The sequence below is a fragment of the Sphingomonas oryzagri genome, assembly GCF_029906645.1.
Classification (GTDB): Bacteria; Pseudomonadota; Alphaproteobacteria; order Sphingomonadales; family Sphingomonadaceae; genus Solisphingomonas; species Solisphingomonas oryzagri.
Genome location: NZ_JARYGZ010000001.1, coordinates 976,020 through 994,039, shown reverse-complemented (window position 1 = coordinate 994,039; position 18,020 = coordinate 976,020). Strand labels below are relative to the sequence as shown.

Below are 18,020 nucleotides of genomic sequence, written 5' to 3'. Positions count from 1 at the left end.
TGGGGCTGGCACGGTCATCCGGGCGGCCCTCCCGGCGGCGGATGGGATCATCCGGGCCATCCCTGCAGCCCCTGACCCCCCGGCCGGCGCTGTCATCCGGCGCCGGCCATTTTCCGTCAGGAGAAATCGAGTTCCATGCCGTCATAACCCGGCACTACCCCGTCGGGCAGTTCCGCCTCGAGCGTACGATAATCCATGCTGTTGTCCATGTGCATCAGCACTGCGAGATCGGGCTTGAGCCGCTGGATCCAGCCGAGCGCCTTGTCCAGGCTGGGATGCGTCGGATGCGGCTTGCGGCGCAGCGCGTCGAGGATCCACAGGTCAACGCCCTTGTAGAGCGTCGCCATATCATCGGTCAGCGCGTTGAAATCGGTGGCATAGGCCGCCGAATAGCCGTTCCAGTCGAAGCGCAGCCCTGCCGATTCGATCGCGCCGTGCGGCTGGTCGACCACCCGGATGCGCAGATCACCGATGCGGAAATCGTCGGGCAGCTCGTTGGCGCGGACCGTCGGCGGATAGCCGTCCTTGCCCTCGAAGGCATAGTAGAAGCGCTCCTGCATCGACTTCAGCGTATGGGGCCGCGCATAGCCCTCCACCGCCGCGCGATTGAGGATCACGATCTGGCGAAGGTCGTCGATGCCGTGGGTGTGGTCGGCATGATCGTGCGTCCAGATCACCGCATCGAAGCGGCTGGCCTGCGCGTCGAGCAGCTGCTCGCGCAGATCGGGCGAGGTGTCTACGAGGATACGCACCTCGTCGGTCTCGACGATCAGAGAGGCGCGGCGGCGGCGATTCTTCGGCTCCCTGGGGTCGCACTGGCCCCAATCGTTGCCGATACGCGGCACACCGGACGAGGTGCCAGAACCCAGCAGCCGGATCCTCATGCGCGCGCCTTCGTGAACAGATTGAAGAAGTTGACGGCGGTCGTTTCCATCAACTGCTCGACCGGCTCGCCACGCAGATCGGCCAGGAAGCGCGCGGTGTCAGCGACGAAGGCTGGCTCGCAGGGCTTTCCCCGGTGCGGCACGGGCGCGAGAAAGGGCGAATCGGTCTCGATCAGCAGACGATCGGCCGGAATGGTCTTCGCCGCCTCCTGAAGTTCCTTCGCGCTCTTGAAGGTGACGATGCCCGAGATCGAGATGCTGAGGCCCAGCGCCAGCACCTTGTCGGCGAAATCCTGGCTCGCCGTGAAACAATGGATCAGCGCGGGGAATGCCCCCTTCCCCATCTCGTCGACAAGGATCGCATAGGTATCCTCCTCCGCATCGCGCGTGTGGATGATCGTCGGCAGCCCCGTCTCGCGCGAGGCGGCGATGTGGGCGCGGAAGCTCGTCTGCTGCTGGGTGCGATCGCTATGATCGTAATAATAATCGAGACCGGTCTCGCCGATCCCCACCACACGGGGATGCCGCGCCGCCTCGACCAGCTTCGCGGTATCGACGTCCGGATGCTCGTCCGCCTCATGCGGGTGGATGCCGATCGAGGCCCAGACATCCGGCTCCCGCTCGGCGGTGGCGACGATATCGCCCCACTCGCGCTCGCGCGTCGAGATGTTGAGCATGGTGGTGACGCCGGCGGCACGGGCGGCGGCGAGGACTTCTCCCTGCCGCTCGACCAGCTTGGCGTAGTTCAGATGGCAATGGCTGTCGACGAGCATGGCCCGGCAGATAGGGCCATGCTCGTGCGATGGCTAGGCCTCGGCGGGCATCTCCAGCCGGGGGAAGACACCCTGCGGGGCAGGAAGAGTGGCACCGGCCGTCAGAGGCGTATCGAGCGCCACGAGACCGCGCGCGTCCGCTGCGACACCGAGTTGATCGAGCAGCCTGTCCGCGCTCGCCGGGATCACCCAGCGGACGAGGATCGCCAGCTGCCGCACCGCCTCGGCCGTCCAGTAGAGCACGGCATCGGCCTTCGCCGGATCGGTCTTGCGCAGCGCCCATGGCGCCATGTCGGCGAAATAGCGGTTCGCCTCACCAACGCCCTCCCAGATGATTTCCAGCGCGCGGTGCAGCGCCAGCTCGTCCATCGCTTCCGATATACGCGGCAGGAGCGCCGACGGCAGCACCGGCGCCGGCTCGTCTCCCGCGCCCGGCAGCACGCCACCACATTGCTTGGCGATCATCGACAGCGAGCGTTGGGCGAGGTTGCCGAGACCGTTGGCGAGATCGGCATTCACCCGCGTTACAATGGCTTCATCCGAATAGCTGCCATCCTGCCCGAAGCTGACCTCGCGCAGCAGGAAGTAGCGCAGGCCATCGACGCCATAGGCCTCCGCCATCTCCAGCGGATCGACGATGTTGCCCGTCGATTTGGACATCTTCTCGCCGCGATTCAGCAGGAAGCCGTGGCCGAACACTTGGCGCGGCAGCGGCAGGTCGGCGGACATCAGGAAGGCCGGCCAGTAGACCGTGTGAAAGCGCACGATGTCCTTGCCGATGACGTGCAGGTCGGCCGGCCAATAATACGAGGCGTCGCCCGGATAGCCCGCGCCGGTGAGATAGTTGGTCAGCGCGTCGACCCAGACGTACATCACGTGGCCCGGCGCGTCCGGTACCGGCACGCCCCAATCGAAGCTGGTGCGCGAGATCGAGAGGTCCGACAGGCCGCCCTTCACGAAGCTGACGATCTCGTTGCGGCGCGTATCGGGCCGAATGAAATCGGGCTGCGTCTCATAGAGTTCGAGCAGCTTGCTCTCATACGCGGATAGCTTGAAGAACCAGCTTTCCTCGACCGTCCACTCGACCGGCGTGCCCTGCGGCGACAGCTTCACGCCGTCCGTCTCGGTGATTTCCTTCTCGTCGTAGAAGGCTTCGTCGCGGACGGAATACCAGCCTTCGTATCGGCCGAGATAGATGTCGCCCTTGGCCTTCATAGCCTCCCAGATGGCGGCGCTGGCGGCATAGTGATCCGCATCGGTGGTGCGGATGAAGCGGTCGTAGGAGATGTTCAGGGCGTCATCCATCACCTTGAACTGGCTCGACATATCATCGGCGAGCTGGCGCGGCGTGATGCCGAGGTCGCGGGCCTTCTGCGCCATCTTCAGGCCATGCTCGTCGGTGCCGGTGAGGAAGCGCACGTCGCGCCCCTGCGCCCGCTTCCAGCGCGCGATGGCGTCCGTCGCGATCGCTTCGTAAGCATGGCCGACATGGGGCTTGCCGTTGGGATAGCTGATCGCCGTCGTGATGTAGAATTTCTCGGTCATCGAGATGGTTGGCCCACATTTCTGTTTAGCGACGCGAGCATCCCGGCAAGCTCGAACACCGTCGCCTGGGGATCGAGCGAGAGGCGCACCGCGCTCCCGGCCAGGGCGCGCGCCTTCTCCCACACGGCCACCGCATCGGCAAGCGCCTGTCCGTCACGCTTCTTCGCCTCATCGGCGATGCGGGTCGGCAGGCGCTCGAGCAGGATTTCATAGCGCGGCTGCGCGGCCTTCAGCGCCAGTTCGCGAGCCAGCGCGACTCGCCCGCCATTATCAGGATCGCCCGATCGAATAATCGCGTCCATGGCGGTATCGAGTCCCGCCACGTCGAGTCCGGCGAAACGCGCGGCCTTGCCGGGGGAGCCGTCCCCCGTGGCGACCAGCTCGGCGATCTCTCGGTCCTGGGCCTCGGGCATCGCCTCGCGTAGCGCGGCAGCCATGTCGGCGGGGCCGAGCGGATCGAAGCGCAGCACCCGGCAGCGCGATCGGATCGTCGGCAGCAGGCGAGCCGGCGCATGACTGACCAGGAAAAACAGCGAGTTGGCCGGCGGTTCTTCCAGCAGCTTGAGCAGTGCGTTGGCGCCGTTGCGCTCCATGTCGTCGGCGGCATCGACGATCACCACCCGCCATGGCGAGAAACTGGGCGAGGTGGCGAACAGCCGAGACAGGCCGCGCACCTGATCGACCGTGATCGAGCGCGCATAATCCTTGGTCTTGTCGCGATAGAGCCGTTCCAGCGTCATCACGTCGGGATGGCTGCCGGCCTCCCATAGCTTGGCGATGCGATGATCGGGCGGCGTCTCCAGCCCCGGATCGCGCACCGGCGGCCCCGCCTCGTCCGCCAGCAGACGCAGCGCGGCGGCGCGCGCGAAGCTCCCCTTGCCGACCCCCTGCGGGCCGGTCAGCAGCCAGGCGTGGTGCATCCGACCGGACGCGCGCGCTTCCTTGAACGCGGCGATCTGCGCGGTCTGGCCGTACAGGCTCACAGATCCTCCAGCGCCGCGAGCAGGCGCCCGGTCACGGTCGCGGCGTCACCCAGCGCGTCGACCAGGCGGAAACGCTCCGGCTCGCCGGCCGCCAGCGATGCGAAGCCCTCGGCGACCTTCGCGTGATAGCCCGCATCGCGCCCGCCGATCCGATCCGATGCACCGCGATCGCGCGCCTCGGCCCTCCGCGCGGCCTCCTCCGCAGGCAGCGTCAGCAGCAGTGTCCGATCGGGCAGCAGGCCATCGGATCCCACCTGATGGAGCTGGCGAAGCTGCCCGATCGAGATGCCGCCGGTCCCACCCTGATAGGCGAGCGAGCTGTCGAGAAAGCGATCGGTCACCACCCAGCGCCCCGCCTCCAGCGCCGGGCGGATCGTCTTGGCGACGTGATCCGCCCGCGCCGCCGCGAACAGCAAGGCCTCGGCGCCCGGCGTCCAGCGATCGGCCGAACCCTCCAGCAACAGGCGACGGATCGCCTCCGCCCCCTCGCTGCCGCCGGGTTCGCGCGTCTCGATGACGTCATGACCCCGGCCGCGCAAAGCGGCGGCCAAGGCCCTGACCTGAGTCGATTTCCCGACGCCCTCACCGCCCTCCAGCGCGATGAAACGCCCCCGCGCCACGCTTAGAGCCAGCTGAACAGCGCCTTGATCGACGCCCAGATGCGGCCGAAGAAGCCCGCCTCGCCGACGTCGCTCTCGGCGACCAGCGGCAGCGTCTGCGGATCCTGCCCCGGCGGCGAGACGACGAGATCGGCGATGTGCTGACCGGCCTTGATCGGCGCCTTGATCGGGCCGTCATAGACCACCTTCATCGGCGGCGCGTCGCCGCCGGCCTTGGCGCCGAGGATGCCGCCCATGCCGAGCGGCACCGTCACCGCCAGATCGTTCGGCGCGACGAGGCCGACCGTGGAGGACGAACCGCCCTGCACCTCGGCCGTCTCCACCCGCTTGCCTTTGGCGAAGAGCGGCTTCAGGCGCCACGCCGAGAAGCCCCAGTTCATGAAGCTGATCGACTGGTTCACGCGCTCGTTCCAGCTGCCCATGCCGGCCAGCACCATGACGAGGCGGCGGCCATTCTGCTCGGCCGATCCGGTGAAGCCGTAGCCGGCCTCTTCGGTATGACCGGTCTTCAGGCCGTCGGCGCCAGGAACCTTGCCGAGGATCGGATCGCGATTCTCCTGGCTGATGTCGGCGCCGCCCATGGTCTTGCCCCACTGGAAGCTCGGCTTCGCGTAGAACTGCTTGTAGAGATCGGGGAAGTTGCGGATCGTCGCTTCGGCCAGCGTCGCGAGATCGCGTGCGGTCACATAGGTGACGCCATTGTCCGGCCAGCCATTGGCGGTGCCGAAATGAGAGTTGTTCATCCCCAGCTTTTCACGCTGCTGGTTCATCAGGTTGACGAAGGCCGGCTCGGTGCCGGCGATGCCTTCCGCCAGCACGACGCAGGCATCGTTGCCCGACAGCGTGATGATGCCGGACAGCAGATCCGCCACGGACACCTGCTCGCCCGCAGCAATGAACATGGTCGAGCCCTGGCCATGCCACTTCTGCCACGTCTCGGGCGACATGGTGAATTTCTGGTCGAGCTTCAGGTCGCCGCTCTTGATCAGGCTGAACGCGACGTAGACCGTCATCATCTTCGCAAGCGACGCCGGCGGCATCCGGAAATCGGGCTGCTTCTGGTAGAGGATCGCGCCCGAATTCATGTCCTGCATGAAGGCTACGCGCGCCGTGGTGTCGAACGGAGGGGCCGCGGCGAAGGCCTGCGCCGTCAGCGAGGTTCCGACGAGAAAGGCGACAGCATACTGGGCAGGCTTCATGATCAGGGTGTTCCGTTCGGCTCTTGTGGTTGTGTGGCGTCGATGACGGCTGCCCCCTGATAGCCCCGCGCGCGCAACCGCGCCAGCGCTGCCGAGAGGCTGGCGTCATCGGAATAAGGGCCGGTGACGACGCGGTAGCCGTTCGCGGTCGGCTGAACCTGCGCGCCCTCGGACGTGAGCGAGGCCGCCAGTGCGTCGGCGGCGTCGGGATCGGCGGGCGTGGCGACGACGATGCGGCGCTGAGGCGGTGCCGTATAGGCTTGGGGCGGTGTGTAGAGAGGCTCCGGGCTGGGGGCGACCGCCACCGGCTGCTGAACGGTCGGCGCTATATAGGGCGCAACCCGCCCGGTGCGCGGCGGCGTCGCGGTGGGCGCGACCGAGGACAGCACCACCGGATAACCCCGCCTCAGCTTGTCGCGGTCGCGGCTCTTGGGCGTCACCCGCCGCACCCGCACCATGGCGCGGCCGGCGCGGACGATACCCAGTTCGTCGGCAGCTTCCTTGCTGAGATCGAGGATGCGATCGCGCGCGAACGGTCCACGATCATTGACCCGCACGAGGATACGCTGCCCGGTATCGAGCCGCGTCACCTCGACATAGCTCGGCAACGGCAGCGTCTTGTGCGCGGCGCTGGGGCGCTGGCGATAGAAGGTCTCGCCGCTCGCCGTGTGGTTGCCCTGCTCCTGATTGCCGTACCAGCTCGCCTCGCCAATCTGGTCGTAATTCGGATCGTCGGTCGGTACATAGGTCTGGCCGCGCACGGTGTAAGGGCGGCCGAGCTTCACCGGCGTGTCGTTGACGAGATGATGGATCCCGCCCCCGCCGCACCCGGCAAGCAGCAGCCCGACACCCAGCGCGAGCCAGCGCTCAGTTGGAAACCGCGTCCGAGAGCAGGCCGACGGAGAGCGCATAGAAGTTGGAGCAGTTGTAATCGAGGATCGCCCGGTAGTTGCCGAAGGTCAGGTAAGCGGTGTTGCCGGGGCCGTCCGGCTCCAGCAGGGTGGCCAGCTCATCGTCCGCGACGGCCGGCCCGGAAAGCTGGACGACGCCCCTCGCCCGCCACTCGCGCATCGTCAGCCAGCGGCTGTGGCGAGCGTGGACGCGCGGGCAGCGCGGGCTGTTCATGCGGGTCGCGATGCTGTCGCGATCGAGCGAGGGCGGCACCGAGGCAGGCACCGCCCATGGCTCACCGCGACGCCAGCCGGCGTTGACGAAATAATTGCCGATCGAGGCGAGCGCGTCGGCCGGATTTGTCCAGATGTCGGCCTTGCCATCGCCATCGCCATCGCGGCCGAGACGCAGGTACATGGAAGGCAGGAATTGCGGATAGCCGGTCGCGCCCGCCCAGCTGCCCTTGAGCTGGCTGCGCGGGATGCCGCGATCGATCAGCTTGAGCGTCGCCGTCAGTTCCCCCTCGAACAACGCGCGGCGGCGGCCCTCGAAAGCGAGCGTCGCCAGCGAATTGGCGAGATCGAAATTGCCGGTATAGCCGCCGTAGCTGGTTTCCTGTCCCCAGATGGCCACCATGATCGATTCGGGCACGCCGGTCTCCGCCTCGATCTTCTGGAGACGGTAACGTTGGGCCGCGTAAGCGGCGCGCCCCTTGGCGATCAACGCGTCACTGACATGCTTGGCGCGATAGGGGGCGAAGGAGGGAATGGCCGAGGCCGGCGATGTCGGCGACCCACCGGGCTGCGACTGATCGAGATCGACGACACGCTGGCTGTAAGTGAGCGTAGGCAGCACGGTGTCGAGCGTACGGGCCGTCACACCCTGCGCCAGCGCGCGGCTGCGAAAGTCCTGCAGATAGGCCTGGAATGCGGCCTGCTGATCCCCGCCGGGCGTCTGCGCCTGCGCCGCAATCCCGTCCGGGCCGCGCATCGGCGCCAGCGCACCGGCCGCGACCGCCACCATCAAACCCAGGATTCTCGCAGATTTCCGCAACTTCGCCGCCTCCTTGGCCCATGCTCATGGCATAGCGACGCGGCCACGCAAACCCACCTCGTCGCGCCGCTTGCACATTGGGCCGCGACCGGGATAGGGCGGGCGCCGACACGGAAGAGTGGCCGAGTGGTTTAAGGCAACGGTCTTGAAAACCGTCGTGGGTTCACGCCCACCGTGGGTTCGAATCCCACCTCTTCCGCCATTCCCTGTGCTTAACAGCCTGTTAGTCATCGCGGCGTACCATGCCCCCGAAACGATCAAGGGGAACACAGGTATGGCGTCGTCGGCAGCGTATATCGGCAAGGTCGCGCTGCGGAGCGAGGAGCGGCATGGGGTACTGCTCGATGCGACCGTGAAGGCCTATCGCGCCGCTCCGCTCGCCGCCGCGGTGATCGACCTGTCGACCGGGGGCGCGATGCTCGCCGCCGATACCAGCGAGCTCCAAAAGGGCGACGAGATCGTGCTCGATGCGGCTGGCAAGCAGATCGTCGCCACCGTCGCCTGGTCCAACGAGAGCTTCTTCGGCCTCGCCTTCCACCGCCGGCTCGACGATCGCGAGATGAGCTGGCTGAAGCGGGTGGGCCGGGCCTGAGCCCGTCACGGGGGTTGCAAACATCCCCATAACCGGCTTTGCCTCCGGCAACGAATTAGCCTGAGGATGTCATGGCCGAACCCACCATCACCCCGCTCGACTGGGCGGATCCCTTCGATCTCAACGACCAGCTGACCGACGAGGAGCGGCTCGTCCGCGACACCGCGCATGGCTATGCGCAGGAAAAGCTGCTGCCGCGCGTCACCTCGGCCTATCTGGACGAGCGCTTCGATCGCGAGATCATGACCGAGATGGGCGAGCTCGGCCTGCTCGGCGCGACCATCCCGCACGAATATGGCGGCGCGGGCCTCGGCTATGTCGCCTACGGCCTGATCGCGCGCGAGGTGGAGCGGGTCGACAGCGGCTACCGCTCCGCCATGTCGGTGCAGTCGAGCCTCGTGATGCACCCGATCTACGCCTACGGATCGGAGGAGCAGCGCAAGAAGTATCTGCCCAAGCTCGCGAGCGGCGAATGGGTCGGCTGCTTCGGGTTGACCGAGCCGGACGCCGGCTCCGATCCCGCCGGCATGCGGACCAAGGCGACCAAGATCGACGGCGGCTATCGCCTCGACGGTGCCAAGATGTGGATCACCAACTCGCCGATCGCCGATCTGGCGGTGGTGTGGGCGAAGTCGGACGCGCATGGCGGCAAGATCCGCGGGTTCGTGGTGGAGCGGGGCACCAAGGGCTTCTCCACGCCCAAGATCGAGGGCAAGCTGTCGCTGCGCGCCTCGATCACCGGTGAGATCGTGCTGGACGGCGTGGAAGTCGGCGAGGATGCGCTGCTGCCCAACGTGGAAGGCTTGAAGGGCCCGTTCGGCTGCCTCAACCGCGCACGCTACGGCATCGGCTGGGGCGCGATGGGCGCGGCGGAAGCCTGCCTCGCGGCCGCGCGCGGCTACACGCTCGATCGCAAGCAGTTCGGCGTGCCGCTCGCATCCAAGCAATTGGTGCAGCTGAAACTGGCTGACATGCTCACCGAGATCGGGCTGGGGCTGCAGGCCTCGCTGCGCATCGGCCGCCTGATGGAAGAAGGCGTCCTCAAGCCCGACCTCATCTCCCTCGCCAAGCGCAACAATTGCGGCAAGGCGCTGGCGATCGCCCGCGTCGCGCGCGACATGCACGGCGGCAACGGCATCTCGGCGGAATTCCACGTCATCCGCCACGCCGCCAACCTCGAAACGGTGAACACCTACGAGGGCACGCACGACGTCCATGGCCTGATCCTCGGCCGGGCGATCACCGGCATCAGCGCGTTCTGACGTCATGAGCGCGAAACCGCTCGCAGGGGTGCGCGTGCTGGAGCTGGCGCGCATCCTCGCCGGGCCATGGGCGGGGCAGCTGCTCGCCGATCTTGGCGCCGAGGTGATCAAGGTCGAACGGCCGGTGGAAGGCGACGACACCCGCCATTGGGGCCCGCCCTTCCTCACCGACCCGCAAGGCGGCTCGCTCGACGCCGCCTATTTCCACGCCACCAACCGAGGCAAACGATCGATCGCGATCGACATCACCTCGCCGGAGGGGCAGGCCGAGGTGCGCGCGCTCGCCGCCCGGTCCGACATCGTGCTGGAGAATTTCAAGGTCGGCGCGCTGGCCAAATATGGTCTCGACCATGCCGGCCTCTCGGCGGTGAACCCGCGCATCATCACCTGCTCGATCACCGGCTTCGGCCAGACCGGCCCTTACGCGCCGCGCGCCGGCTACGACTTCATCATCCAGGCGATGGGCGGCGCGATGTCGCTGACCGGCGAGCCGGACGGCGCGCCGCAGAAATCGGGCGTCGCCTATGCCGACCTATTCACTGGCCTCTATTCGACGGTCGCGATCCTCGCCGCGCTTCATCGCCGGAACGAGACCGGGGTCGGCGCGCATATCGACATGGCGCTGCTCGACACGCAGGTCGGCGTGCTGGCCAACCAGGCGCTCAATTTCATGGCGACGGGTAAGGCGCCGGCGCGGATGGGCAATGCCCACACCAATCTCGCGCCCTATCAGACCTTCCGAACCATCGACGGCGACATCATCGTCGCGGTGGGCAACGATCGCCAGTTTGCCAAACTGTGCGCGATCCTCGGTCTCGATGCGCTGGCGGAGGACGAGCGCTACCGCACCAACCCCGCGCGGGTGAACAACCGCGAGACGCTGATCCCGACGCTGGCCGAGGCGATCGTGCTGTGGCCACGCGACACGCTGGCGGCGAAGCTGGAAGAGCACGGGGTGCCGGGCGGGCCGATCAACCCGGTCGATGCGGTATTCGCCGACGCGCAGGTGGTCGCGCGCGGCATGGCGATCGCGTCGCCGGGGCCGGACGGGCCTCTGCCCGGCCTTGCCTGCCCGATCGTGATCGACGGCGAGCGCCAGAACGCACATCGCGCCGCACCGCGTCTGGACGCGGACGGCGCGACGATACGATCGGAGTTGAACGGGGAGCGCTGAGGCGCCCCCGAGCCGATTACTTCTTGCCGAGAGCGCCGAAGGCACCGAAACGCTTGTTGAAGCGCGCCACCTGGCCGCCCTGATCGAGCAGCTGGCCGCGGCCACCGGTCCACGCCGGGTGCGCCAGCGGATCGATGTCGAGCAGCAGCGTGTCGCCCTCCTTGCCCCACGTCGAGCGGGTCTGGTAGGTCGAGCCGTCGGTCATCTGGACGGTGATGAAGTGGTAATCGGGGTGCGTGTTCTGCTTCACGGTCGAAAACTCCAGAGGGTGCCGGTTTCCGACCGGCTCCAGAAGGCGGCTCCGATAATCGAAACCCCCGGCTTCCGCAAGTCATGAGAGCGGGCCGATGAGGGTATTGGGCGCGATCCTCGGCGGCGGCCGATCGAGCCGTTTCGGTAGCGACAAGGCGCTGGCGGTGATCGATGGCCGTCCGATGCTGGAGCATGTCGCTGAACGGCTGCGCGGGCAGTGCGACGGACTGGTCGTAGCAGGACGCGACTGGCCCGGCCTGACGCGGGTCGACGATCGACCGGAGCCAGGCCTCGGGCCGCTCGGCGGGCTGGCCGGCGCGCTTGCCCATGCGCGCGATCACGGCTTCGACGCGGTGCTGACGAGCAGCTGCGATCTCCCCGCTTTGCCCGGCGATCTGCTGGACATGCTCGGCGCACCCGATGCCCTGTTGCAGCGCCAACCGACCATCGCCCTGTGGTCGGCCGATCATGCCGAGGGGCTGGCCGCCTATCTCGCGAGCGGCCGGTCCCGCTCGGTTCGCGCCTGGGCGGAAACGATAAAGGCCAGCACCATCGCCTGGGGCGACGGGCTGGCCAATATCAACACGCCGGAGGATCTCGCGGAGTTCAGTCGCTCGGAGCGTCCGCGATCATCGCGGTGAACTCGGCTTCGGCCGCCAGCTTCTCGCCGAGCAGCGCCTTTCCGGCGAACTTGCAGATCTTGCCGCGCATCTGCGTCACCTCGACGGAGAGGGTCAGCAGCACGCCCGGTTCGACCGGGGCACGGAATTTCGCACCCTCGATCGCCATGAAATAGACGAGCTTGCCCGATCCGGCGAGGCCGAGGCTCTCCACCGCGAGCACGCCGGCGGCCTGCGCCAGCGCCTCGACGATCAGCACGCCCGGCATGATCGGGCGGCCGGGGAAATGCCCCTGGAAGAACTCCTCGTTCATCGACACCGCCTTGATGGCGCGGATCGACTTGTGGGGGATGATCTCCTCCACGCGATCGACCAGCAGCATCGGGTAGCGGTGGGGCAGCGCCGCCATCACCCGCCGGATATCCAGCGGACCGATCGCGGCGCTTTCCGTCACGGCCTCGCTCACCGGCCCTGCGGCGCCTTCGGGTTGGCCGGAGCGGCCGCGGCACCCGCCGCCGGCTGCTGCGGCAGCACGATGCTGGCGGTCGGGAAGCTGGTGTCGAGGCGCTGGATCAGCGTCGAGGTGATGTCGGCAGCCGGATCGGAGGCGAGTACGCCGTCCTTCGGGATCACCACGGTGGCCTTGCGCTCGGCGCGAATCTGCTCGGCGACGGGGCGCGCATGATCGACGATCTGCGAGCGGACGTAGCCCATCACCTGGTTCACTTCCTGGTTGAGCTGCTCGGCCGAATCCTGGGCCTGCTGCACGCGCTCCGCGGCCTGCTGGCGGGCCGGCGTATCGCTCGGCTGGGCGCCGGGCTTGGTCGCCTTCTTGATGGCGTCGACCTGCGCGTTGTACGCGGCCACGGCGCTGTCGAACGCCGCCTTGCGCTGCGCGCCGAGCGGCTGATACTTCGCCTGGATCTGGGCGGTGGCGCTCTTTGCGGCCGCCGAGTTCTGGAACACCTGGTCGAAATCGACGACCAGCGTGCCGCCATCGGCAGCGAGGGCGGGCACCGTCGAGAAGGACGCAACGGCGGTGGCGGCCAGCATGGCCGACTTGAACATCTTGGTCATCAGAACTGGGTTCCCACGTTGAAATTGAAGAGTTTGGTATCGTCGCCCTTTTGCTTGACGAGCGCCTTGGCGATGTCAATGCGCAGCGGCCCGAAGGGCGAATTCCATGAGACGCCGAAGCCGACCGACACGCGCGGCTTCCAGCTGTTGCCGGTATAGATTTCCTTGAAGGGGCTGATCGTGGAGGCGTAGAGGCTCGTGCCCGACGGACAGACGCCGCTTGTCGGCTGCTTGGACAGGCTGGAGTCCGTCGTGTTCTGGCACTGCTTGCTACCGTCGCCGTCCAGGATCGGACGGGTCAGACCCGGCGAACCCGCCGGCTCATCCAGCGTCGCTGGCGCCTTGGTGCCGAACACCGAGCCGGCATCGACGTAAACCGACGGCTTGAAGCCCGCCTCCTTGGCGCCGGACCCGAGCGGGATCGCCATCTCGATATGGCCGAGATAGTAGGCACGGCCACCGAGCGCGTCGTCCTGCAGGCGGCCGTCCTTGGTCATGTTGAGCGTGCCGTCAGTATTGTAGGCGTAGCGCGTCACGCGCGGGCCGACACCGCGGATGTCGAAACCACGGATCTGCGGGCTGCCGAGCTGGAAGCGGTCGGTCAGGCGGATCTGGTCCAGCTCGTTGCCGACGTCGTCGTAACGCTTCGCACCATAGCCGAGGATGTAGCCGCCCTCCGCGTGGAAGTTGAGGATGAAGCCGCTGCCGAGATTCTTGTATTTGTCGTCCTGCACGGTGGTGCGGACATATTTCACGCTGCCGCCGAGGCCCGCGAAATCCTGGCTGAACACGAAGCGGTTGCCCGATGTCGGCAGGATACGGTTGTTCAGATTGTCGTAGACGAGGCTGTAGCCCACCGACGACGTGGTCCGGTTACCCACCGCGTCGCAGAGGTAACGGCCCGCCACGATCGGATCGCAGGCCAGTGTCCCGCTCGTATTGAAGGTGCTGTAATAGATGTCCTTGTCCAGCGACACCTTGTCCTGGCTGAGGCCATATCGGGTCGCCAGCGTCCAATATTCGGTCAGCGGGATGCCGAGGCGAATCTGGAAGCCCGTCGTCGTCTGGTTGTAGGTCGTGTTCCGGCTGTCGGTGCTGGTATAGTCGAACGAGCGGTAATCACGCCGGAAGATGTCGAAGCCGAGCGCCAGATTCTTGTCGAACAGATAGGGTTCGGTGAAGCCGAGGCTGACCGACTTCGAGTAGGCCGACCAGTCCGCAGAGGCGCGGACCGTCTGGCCCTTGCCGCGGAAGTTGTTCTGTTCGATCGACAGGCTGATGATGAACTTCTCGAGGCTGGAATAGCCGGCCGAGACCTGAAGCTGGCCGGTCGACTTCTCCTGCACGTTTGCTTCGAGAACCACCTTGTCCGGCGCCGAACCCGGCTTCTGGTCGATCTCCAGCTTGTCTTGGAAATAGCCGAGCGAGCGGATGCGATCGCGCGAACGCTTCACCGAATAGCCGTTGAATGCATCGCCTTCGGACAGGCGGAACTCCCGGCGCACGACCTTGTCCTGCGTCAGCGTGTTGCCGTTGATGTTGATCCGCTCGACATAGACGCGCGGCGTCTGGTTCACCTTGTAGGTGACACCCATCGTCAGCTTGTCGCCGTCGCGCTTGAAGTCCGGATCGATGTTGGCGAAGGCATAGCCGAGCAGGCCGGCCGTCTCGGTCATGCTGTCGACCGTGTCTTCCACCGCCTTGGCGTTATACCAGTCGCCCGGCTTCATCTTGATCAGCGGCTTGAGCATGTCCGGCTTGATGTCGCGGATGTCGCTCTCGACGTTGATGTCGCCGAACTTGTAGCGCTTCCCTTCCTCCACCACGTACGTGATGATGAAGTCCTTCTTGTCCGGCGTCAGTTCGGCGACGGCGGAGACCACGCGGAAGTCGGCATAGCCCTGCGTCAGGTAGAACTGGCGCAGCTTCTGCTGGTCGTAGGCCATGCGATCGGGATCGTAGCTGGTGCCCGACGACAGGAAGTGGGTGAGCGTGGCCTCCTTGGTGGCCATCTGCCCCTTGAGCTGGCTGTCCGAGAAATGGTCGTTGCCGATGATGTTGATGCGGCGGACCTTGGACTTGTCGCCCTCATGGATCTCGAACACCACGTCGACCCGGTTCTGGTCGAGCAGCACCATCTGCGGATCGACCGTCGCGGCATAGCGGCCCTGGCGGCGATACAGTTCGATGATGCGGCCGACGTCGGCGCGTACCTTGGAACGGGTGAAGATCTCGCGCGCGGAGAGCTTGATCTCCGGCATGATCTTGTCGTTCTTCAGCCGCTTGTTGCCTTCCAGCACGATGCGGTTGACGACCGGGTTCTCGCGCACCTGGATGATCAGGTCGCCGGCATTCTCATCCTTGATCTGGACGTCCGCGAACAACTCGGTCGCGTAGAGCGCCTTCAGCGCCGTATCGCCCGCCTCACGGGTGTAGGTGCCGCCGACATGCAGGCTGATGTAGGACAGCACCGTCTCGGCCTCGAGGCGCTGGTTGCCCGTCACCTTGATCGTGCGGATCGTCTCGGACGGCGAGGCCGCCTCCGGAGCCGGCACGGAGGGAGCCGGCGCGCCAACGGGCACCGGAACGCCGTGGGGCTTCGGCGTCTTGGCGGCTTCGGCGGGCACGGCATAGCCGGCGCCGAGGATCGTTCCGATCAGCAGCACGGACACGATCCGGCTGTGCTTGCCTTCGATATTCACGCTTGTACCCGCCCTCGCGATTGCACGACGCCCCACGCTTGGGCGTCGCTGCTCCCAGTATTACGCCCCTGCCCGATCAGGGGCGGTCGATCAAGCCGCCAAGCCTCCGGATCCCTCTTACCCGATCAGCCCGGCCAGCTTCTGCCACAACCCGGCGGAGCCGAGATCATTGAATGTCACGAACAGCATGAGACACAGCAGCAGTGCAAGCCCCGATCGGAAGGCCCACTCCTGCACCTGCGGCTCGACCGGCTTCCGGCGAACCGCCTCGACGATATAGAAAATAAGGTGGCCGCCATCGAGCATCGGGATTGGCAGCAGATTGATGAACCCCAGATTGATCGAGATGACCGCCATCAAGGCGATCAGCGGAAACCAACCCATGTCGGCCACCTGCCCGGCCACTCGGGCCACGCCGATCGGGCCGCTCAGTTCCTTCGCCGATCGCTCTCCGCCGATTACCTGCGCAATGCCGACGAACGTGCTCTTGAACGCCCCCCAGGCATAGTCCGTCGAGAGCGCTGGAAGCTCCGCCAACGGCACAGGCCGCATCCCACCACCGCCGCTCATCACGCCCAGCACGCCGAGCCGCGTGTGGCTGGTCTTATCTTCGGTTACCCCGGTGCGGACCGGCAACAGCAGATGCCGCCCGTCACGGTCGAGCTCGACCGAGATATCGGTGTCGGGCCGCAATTCGATATAGAAACCGATGTCCTGAAAGCGACGCATCGCTTCGCCGTCGATGCTCACGATGCGGTCGCCCGGCTTCAGGCCGGCCTTGGCTGCGGCGGAGTGGGGCATCAGCTCGGCGACGACCGGCGGAGTGAACGGCTCGCCGTAGGTCGCGAGCAGGCCGCCGAACAACAATACGGCCAGCAAAAGGTTCGTCGCCGGCCCGGCCAGCACGATCAGAAAGCGCTGCCACACCGGCTTCGCCTGGAAGGTCTGCCGACGTTCCTCGGCGGGGAGCGACAGCCATTCCGGGCTGGGCTGGCTCGCCGGGTTCATGTCGCCCGCGAAGCGGACGTATCCACCCAGGGGCAGCGCCGCGAGCTTCCAGCGGGTGCCGCGCCTGTCCGTCCAGCCGACCACTTCCTTGCCGAAGCCGATCGAGAAGGCCTCCGCCTTCACCCCGCACCAGCGGCCGACCAGATAATGCCCCATCTCGTGGATGAAGATCAGCGGCCCGATCACCAGCAGGAAACTAATCACCGCCCAGACAAAGCCACCGAGAGCGCTCACGCCGCCATCCTCCGCATTACCGATGCGGCTTTGTGGCGGGCCTCGGCGTCGATCGCCACCACTTCGGAGAGAGTTTCGGGTGCATCTGGTTCATATTGCGCCAGAACCTCGGCGACGATTGCGGCAATATCGAGGAAGCCGACCTCACCCGCCAAAAAAGCCGCGACGGCGGTCTCGTTGGCGGCGTTCAGCACCGCCGGGCGGGCACCGCCGGCCGCCAGCGCCTCCTTGGCGAGGGCCAGGGCCGGAAAGCGATCGAAATCGGGCGCCTCGAACTCCAGCTTGCCGACGGCGGCGAGATCGAGCCGCTGGCAGGGCGTCCGCATCCGCGCCGGCCACGCCAGCGCGTGGGCGATCGGCACACGCATGTCGGGCGAGCCGAGTTGGGCCAGCACCGATCCGTCGATATATTCGACCATCGAGTGCACCACCGACTGCGGGTGGACCAGCACCTCCAGCTTGTCGGCGCCGATCGGGAAGAGGTGGTGCGCCTCGATCAGTTCGAGGCCCTTGTTCATCATCGACGCCGAATCGACCGAGATCTTGGCGCCCATCGACCAGTTCGGGTGCTTCACCGCCTGCGCCGGCGTGACCGTGCGCATCTGTTCGCGACTCCAGGTGCGGAACGGGCCGCCGCTCGCGGTGAGGATGATGCGGCTGACCCGACCCGGCTCCGGCTCGTAGCATTGGAAGACGGCATTATGCTCCGAATCGACCGGCAGCAGGCGCGCGCCCGCCGCCTCGGTCGCGCGGATCATGATCGAGCCGGCGGAGACCAGGGATTCCTTGTTGGCCAGCGCCACGGACTTGCCCGCGCCGATCGCCGCCATGGTCGGCTCCAGACCCGCGAGGCCGACGATCGCCGCCATCGTCCAGTCCGCGCCGCGCGCCGCCGCATCGATGATCGCCTGGGGGCCGGCAGCCGCCTCGATCCCCGTGCCGGACAGCGCCGCCTTCAGCGCATCGTAGCGCGCCGCGTCGCCGATCACCGCGATCTTCGCACGCGTGCGCTTCGCGGCGGCCGCGAGATCGTCGACATTGCTGTAGGCGGTGAGCGCCTCGATCCGGAAACGATCCGGTTCGCGCTCGACCAGATCGAGGGTGGAAGTGCCGACCGATCCGGTCGCGCCGAGAATGGTAACCGTCCGCAT

18 protein-coding genes and 1 tRNA gene are annotated in these 18,020 nt (G+C 66.7%); 5 read left to right on the top strand and 14 right to left on the bottom strand.

All coding sequences use genetic code 11. The annotated features are described in order from the left end of the window. Positions 1 to 116 precede the first annotated feature (116 nt). From QGN17_RS04705 to QGN17_RS04665, 8 genes are all read right to left on the bottom strand, one after another. Entirely contained in the window at positions 117 to 884 is a 768-nt protein-coding gene (locus tag QGN17_RS04705; RefSeq protein ID WP_281043345.1) for an MBL fold metallo-hydrolase, read from the bottom strand. Beyond that, on the bottom strand, positions 881 to 1,657 hold the full coding sequence (locus tag QGN17_RS04700; protein ID WP_281043344.1) for a TatD family hydrolase: 777 nt from the start codon (positions 1,655 to 1,657) through the stop codon (positions 881 to 883). Before QGN17_RS04700 ends, QGN17_RS04705 begins: the two co-directional genes overlap by 4 nt. A gap of 33 nt (positions 1,658 to 1,690) precedes the next feature. Then, positions 1,691 to 3,202, bottom strand: a complete 1,512-nt coding sequence (metG, locus tag QGN17_RS04695) for a methionine--tRNA ligase (protein WP_281043343.1) — start codon at positions 3,200 to 3,202, stop codon at positions 1,691 to 1,693. Then, positions 3,199 to 4,185, bottom strand: coding sequence for a DNA polymerase III subunit delta' (locus QGN17_RS04690; RefSeq protein ID WP_281043342.1), 987 nt, complete (start codon positions 4,183 to 4,185; stop codon positions 3,199 to 3,201). The genes metG and QGN17_RS04690 overlap by 4 nt, the downstream gene beginning before the upstream one ends. Then, positions 4,182 to 4,805 (bottom strand): dTMP kinase, encoded by a 624-nt coding sequence (gene tmk / locus QGN17_RS04685; RefSeq protein ID WP_281043341.1) that lies wholly within the window; start codon positions 4,803 to 4,805, stop codon positions 4,182 to 4,184. Before tmk ends, QGN17_RS04690 begins: the two co-directional genes overlap by 4 nt. Before the next feature lie 2 nt (positions 4,806 to 4,807). Beyond that, complete coding sequence (locus QGN17_RS04680; protein WP_281043340.1) at positions 4,808 to 6,004, bottom strand: D-alanyl-D-alanine carboxypeptidase family protein; 1,197 nt, start codon at positions 6,002 to 6,004, stop codon at positions 4,808 to 4,810. Between the two features lie 2 nt (positions 6,005 to 6,006). Continuing rightward, complete coding sequence (locus tag QGN17_RS20875; protein ID WP_313790151.1) at positions 6,007 to 6,789, bottom strand: septal ring lytic transglycosylase RlpA family protein; 783 nt, start codon at positions 6,787 to 6,789, stop codon at positions 6,007 to 6,009. Between the two features lie 82 nt (positions 6,790 to 6,871). After that, complete coding sequence (locus tag QGN17_RS04665) at positions 6,872 to 7,918, bottom strand: lytic murein transglycosylase (protein WP_390902632.1); 1,047 nt, start codon at positions 7,916 to 7,918, stop codon at positions 6,872 to 6,874. A 142-nt stretch (positions 7,919 to 8,060) separates the two neighbouring features. Here QGN17_RS04665 and QGN17_RS04660 point away from each other — a divergent pair. From QGN17_RS04660 to QGN17_RS04645, 4 genes are all read left to right on the top strand, one after another. Continuing rightward, positions 8,061 to 8,150: transfer RNA gene (locus QGN17_RS04660), tRNA-Ser, on the top strand. A gap of 72 nt (positions 8,151 to 8,222) precedes the next feature. Beyond that, positions 8,223 to 8,540, top strand: coding sequence for a PilZ domain-containing protein (locus QGN17_RS04655; RefSeq protein ID WP_281043339.1), 318 nt, complete (start codon positions 8,223 to 8,225; stop codon positions 8,538 to 8,540). 71 nt (positions 8,541 to 8,611) lie between these two features. Next, positions 8,612 to 9,802, top strand: a complete 1,191-nt coding sequence (locus QGN17_RS04650) for an acyl-CoA dehydrogenase (protein ID WP_281043338.1) — start codon at positions 8,612 to 8,614, stop codon at positions 9,800 to 9,802. A 4-nt stretch (positions 9,803 to 9,806) separates the two neighbouring features. Next, the gene (locus QGN17_RS04645) at positions 9,807 to 10,976 is read left to right on the top strand and encodes a CaiB/BaiF CoA transferase family protein (RefSeq protein ID WP_281043337.1); all 1,170 of its coding nucleotides are present in this window, start codon (positions 9,807 to 9,809) and stop codon (positions 10,974 to 10,976) included. Between the two features lie 16 nt (positions 10,977 to 10,992). Here QGN17_RS04645 and rpmE read toward each other — a convergent pair whose 3' ends face one another. Further along, positions 10,993 to 11,226 carry a 50S ribosomal protein L31 gene (rpmE, locus tag QGN17_RS04640; RefSeq protein ID WP_281043336.1) on the bottom strand — a complete coding sequence of 78 codons (234 nt, stop codon included), beginning with the start codon at positions 11,224 to 11,226 and terminating at the stop codon, positions 10,993 to 10,995. 97 nt (positions 11,227 to 11,323) lie between these two features. Between rpmE and mobA the strand changes: the two genes are divergently transcribed. Beyond that, a complete protein-coding gene (mobA, locus tag QGN17_RS04635; RefSeq protein ID WP_281043335.1) occupies positions 11,324 to 11,869 on the top strand; it encodes a molybdenum cofactor guanylyltransferase in 546 nt (181 codons plus the stop codon). Here mobA and fabZ read toward each other — a convergent pair. The 5 genes from fabZ to QGN17_RS04610 all read right to left on the bottom strand — a co-directional run bounded on the left by fabZ (position 11,835) and on the right by QGN17_RS04610 (position 18,020). Beyond that, the gene (fabZ, locus tag QGN17_RS04630; RefSeq protein ID WP_281045144.1) at positions 11,835 to 12,257 is read right to left on the bottom strand and encodes a 3-hydroxyacyl-ACP dehydratase FabZ; all 423 of its coding nucleotides are present in this window, start codon (positions 12,255 to 12,257) and stop codon (positions 11,835 to 11,837) included. The two genes, mobA and fabZ, sit on opposite strands and share 35 nt — an antisense overlap. A 53-nt stretch (positions 12,258 to 12,310) precedes the next feature. Continuing rightward, entirely contained in the window at positions 12,311 to 12,925 is a 615-nt protein-coding gene (locus QGN17_RS04625) for an OmpH family outer membrane protein (protein ID WP_281043334.1), read from the bottom strand. Then, entirely contained in the window at positions 12,925 to 15,621 is a 2,697-nt protein-coding gene (bamA, locus tag QGN17_RS04620) for an outer membrane protein assembly factor BamA (RefSeq protein ID WP_281045143.1), read from the bottom strand. Before bamA ends, QGN17_RS04625 begins: the two co-directional genes overlap by 1 nt. Before the next feature lie 123 nt (positions 15,622 to 15,744). Next, a complete protein-coding gene (gene rseP, locus QGN17_RS04615; RefSeq protein ID WP_281043333.1) occupies positions 15,745 to 16,869 on the bottom strand; it encodes an RIP metalloprotease RseP in 1,125 nt (374 codons plus the stop codon). Further along, a complete protein-coding gene (locus tag QGN17_RS04610) occupies positions 16,866 to 18,020 on the bottom strand; it encodes a 1-deoxy-D-xylulose-5-phosphate reductoisomerase (protein ID WP_281045142.1) in 1,155 nt (384 codons plus the stop codon). Before QGN17_RS04610 ends, rseP begins: the two co-directional genes overlap by 4 nt.

Excerpts from the sequence above, each read along its gene's own strand:
- QGN17_RS04645 (WP_281043337.1), top strand. The coding sequence starts at position 9,807 with ATGAGCGCGAAACCGCTCGCAGGGGTGCGCGTGCTGGAGCTGGCGCGC.
- QGN17_RS04625 (WP_281043334.1), bottom strand. The coding sequence starts at position 12,925 with ATGACCAAGATGTTCAAGTCGGCCATGCTGGCCGCCACCGCCGTTGCG.
- QGN17_RS04610 (WP_281045142.1), bottom strand. The coding sequence starts at position 18,020 with ATGCGGACGGTTACCATTCTCGGCGCGACCGGATCGGTCGGCACTTCC.
- fabZ (WP_281045144.1), bottom strand. The coding sequence starts at position 12,257 with ATGGCGGCGCTGCCCCACCGCTACCCGATGCTGCTGGTCGATCGCGTG.
- QGN17_RS04655 (WP_281043339.1), top strand. The coding sequence starts at position 8,223 with ATGGCGTCGTCGGCAGCGTATATCGGCAAGGTCGCGCTGCGGAGCGAG.
- QGN17_RS04650 (WP_281043338.1), top strand. The coding sequence starts at position 8,612 with ATGGCCGAACCCACCATCACCCCGCTCGACTGGGCGGATCCCTTCGAT.
- QGN17_RS04680 (WP_281043340.1), bottom strand. The coding sequence starts at position 6,004 with ATGAAGCCTGCCCAGTATGCTGTCGCCTTTCTCGTCGGAACCTCGCTG.
- mobA (WP_281043335.1), top strand. The coding sequence starts at position 11,324 with ATGAGGGTATTGGGCGCGATCCTCGGCGGCGGCCGATCGAGCCGTTTC.
- metG (WP_281043343.1), bottom strand. The coding sequence starts at position 3,202 with ATGACCGAGAAATTCTACATCACGACGGCGATCAGCTATCCCAACGGC.
- QGN17_RS04700 (WP_281043344.1), bottom strand. The coding sequence starts at position 1,657 with ATGCTCGTCGACAGCCATTGCCATCTGAACTACGCCAAGCTGGTCGAG.
- QGN17_RS04705 (WP_281043345.1), bottom strand. The coding sequence starts at position 884 with ATGAGGATCCGGCTGCTGGGTTCTGGCACCTCGTCCGGTGTGCCGCGT.
- QGN17_RS04665 (WP_390902632.1), bottom strand. The coding sequence starts at position 7,918 with ATGGTGGCGGTCGCGGCCGGTGCGCTGGCGCCGATGCGCGGCCCGGAC.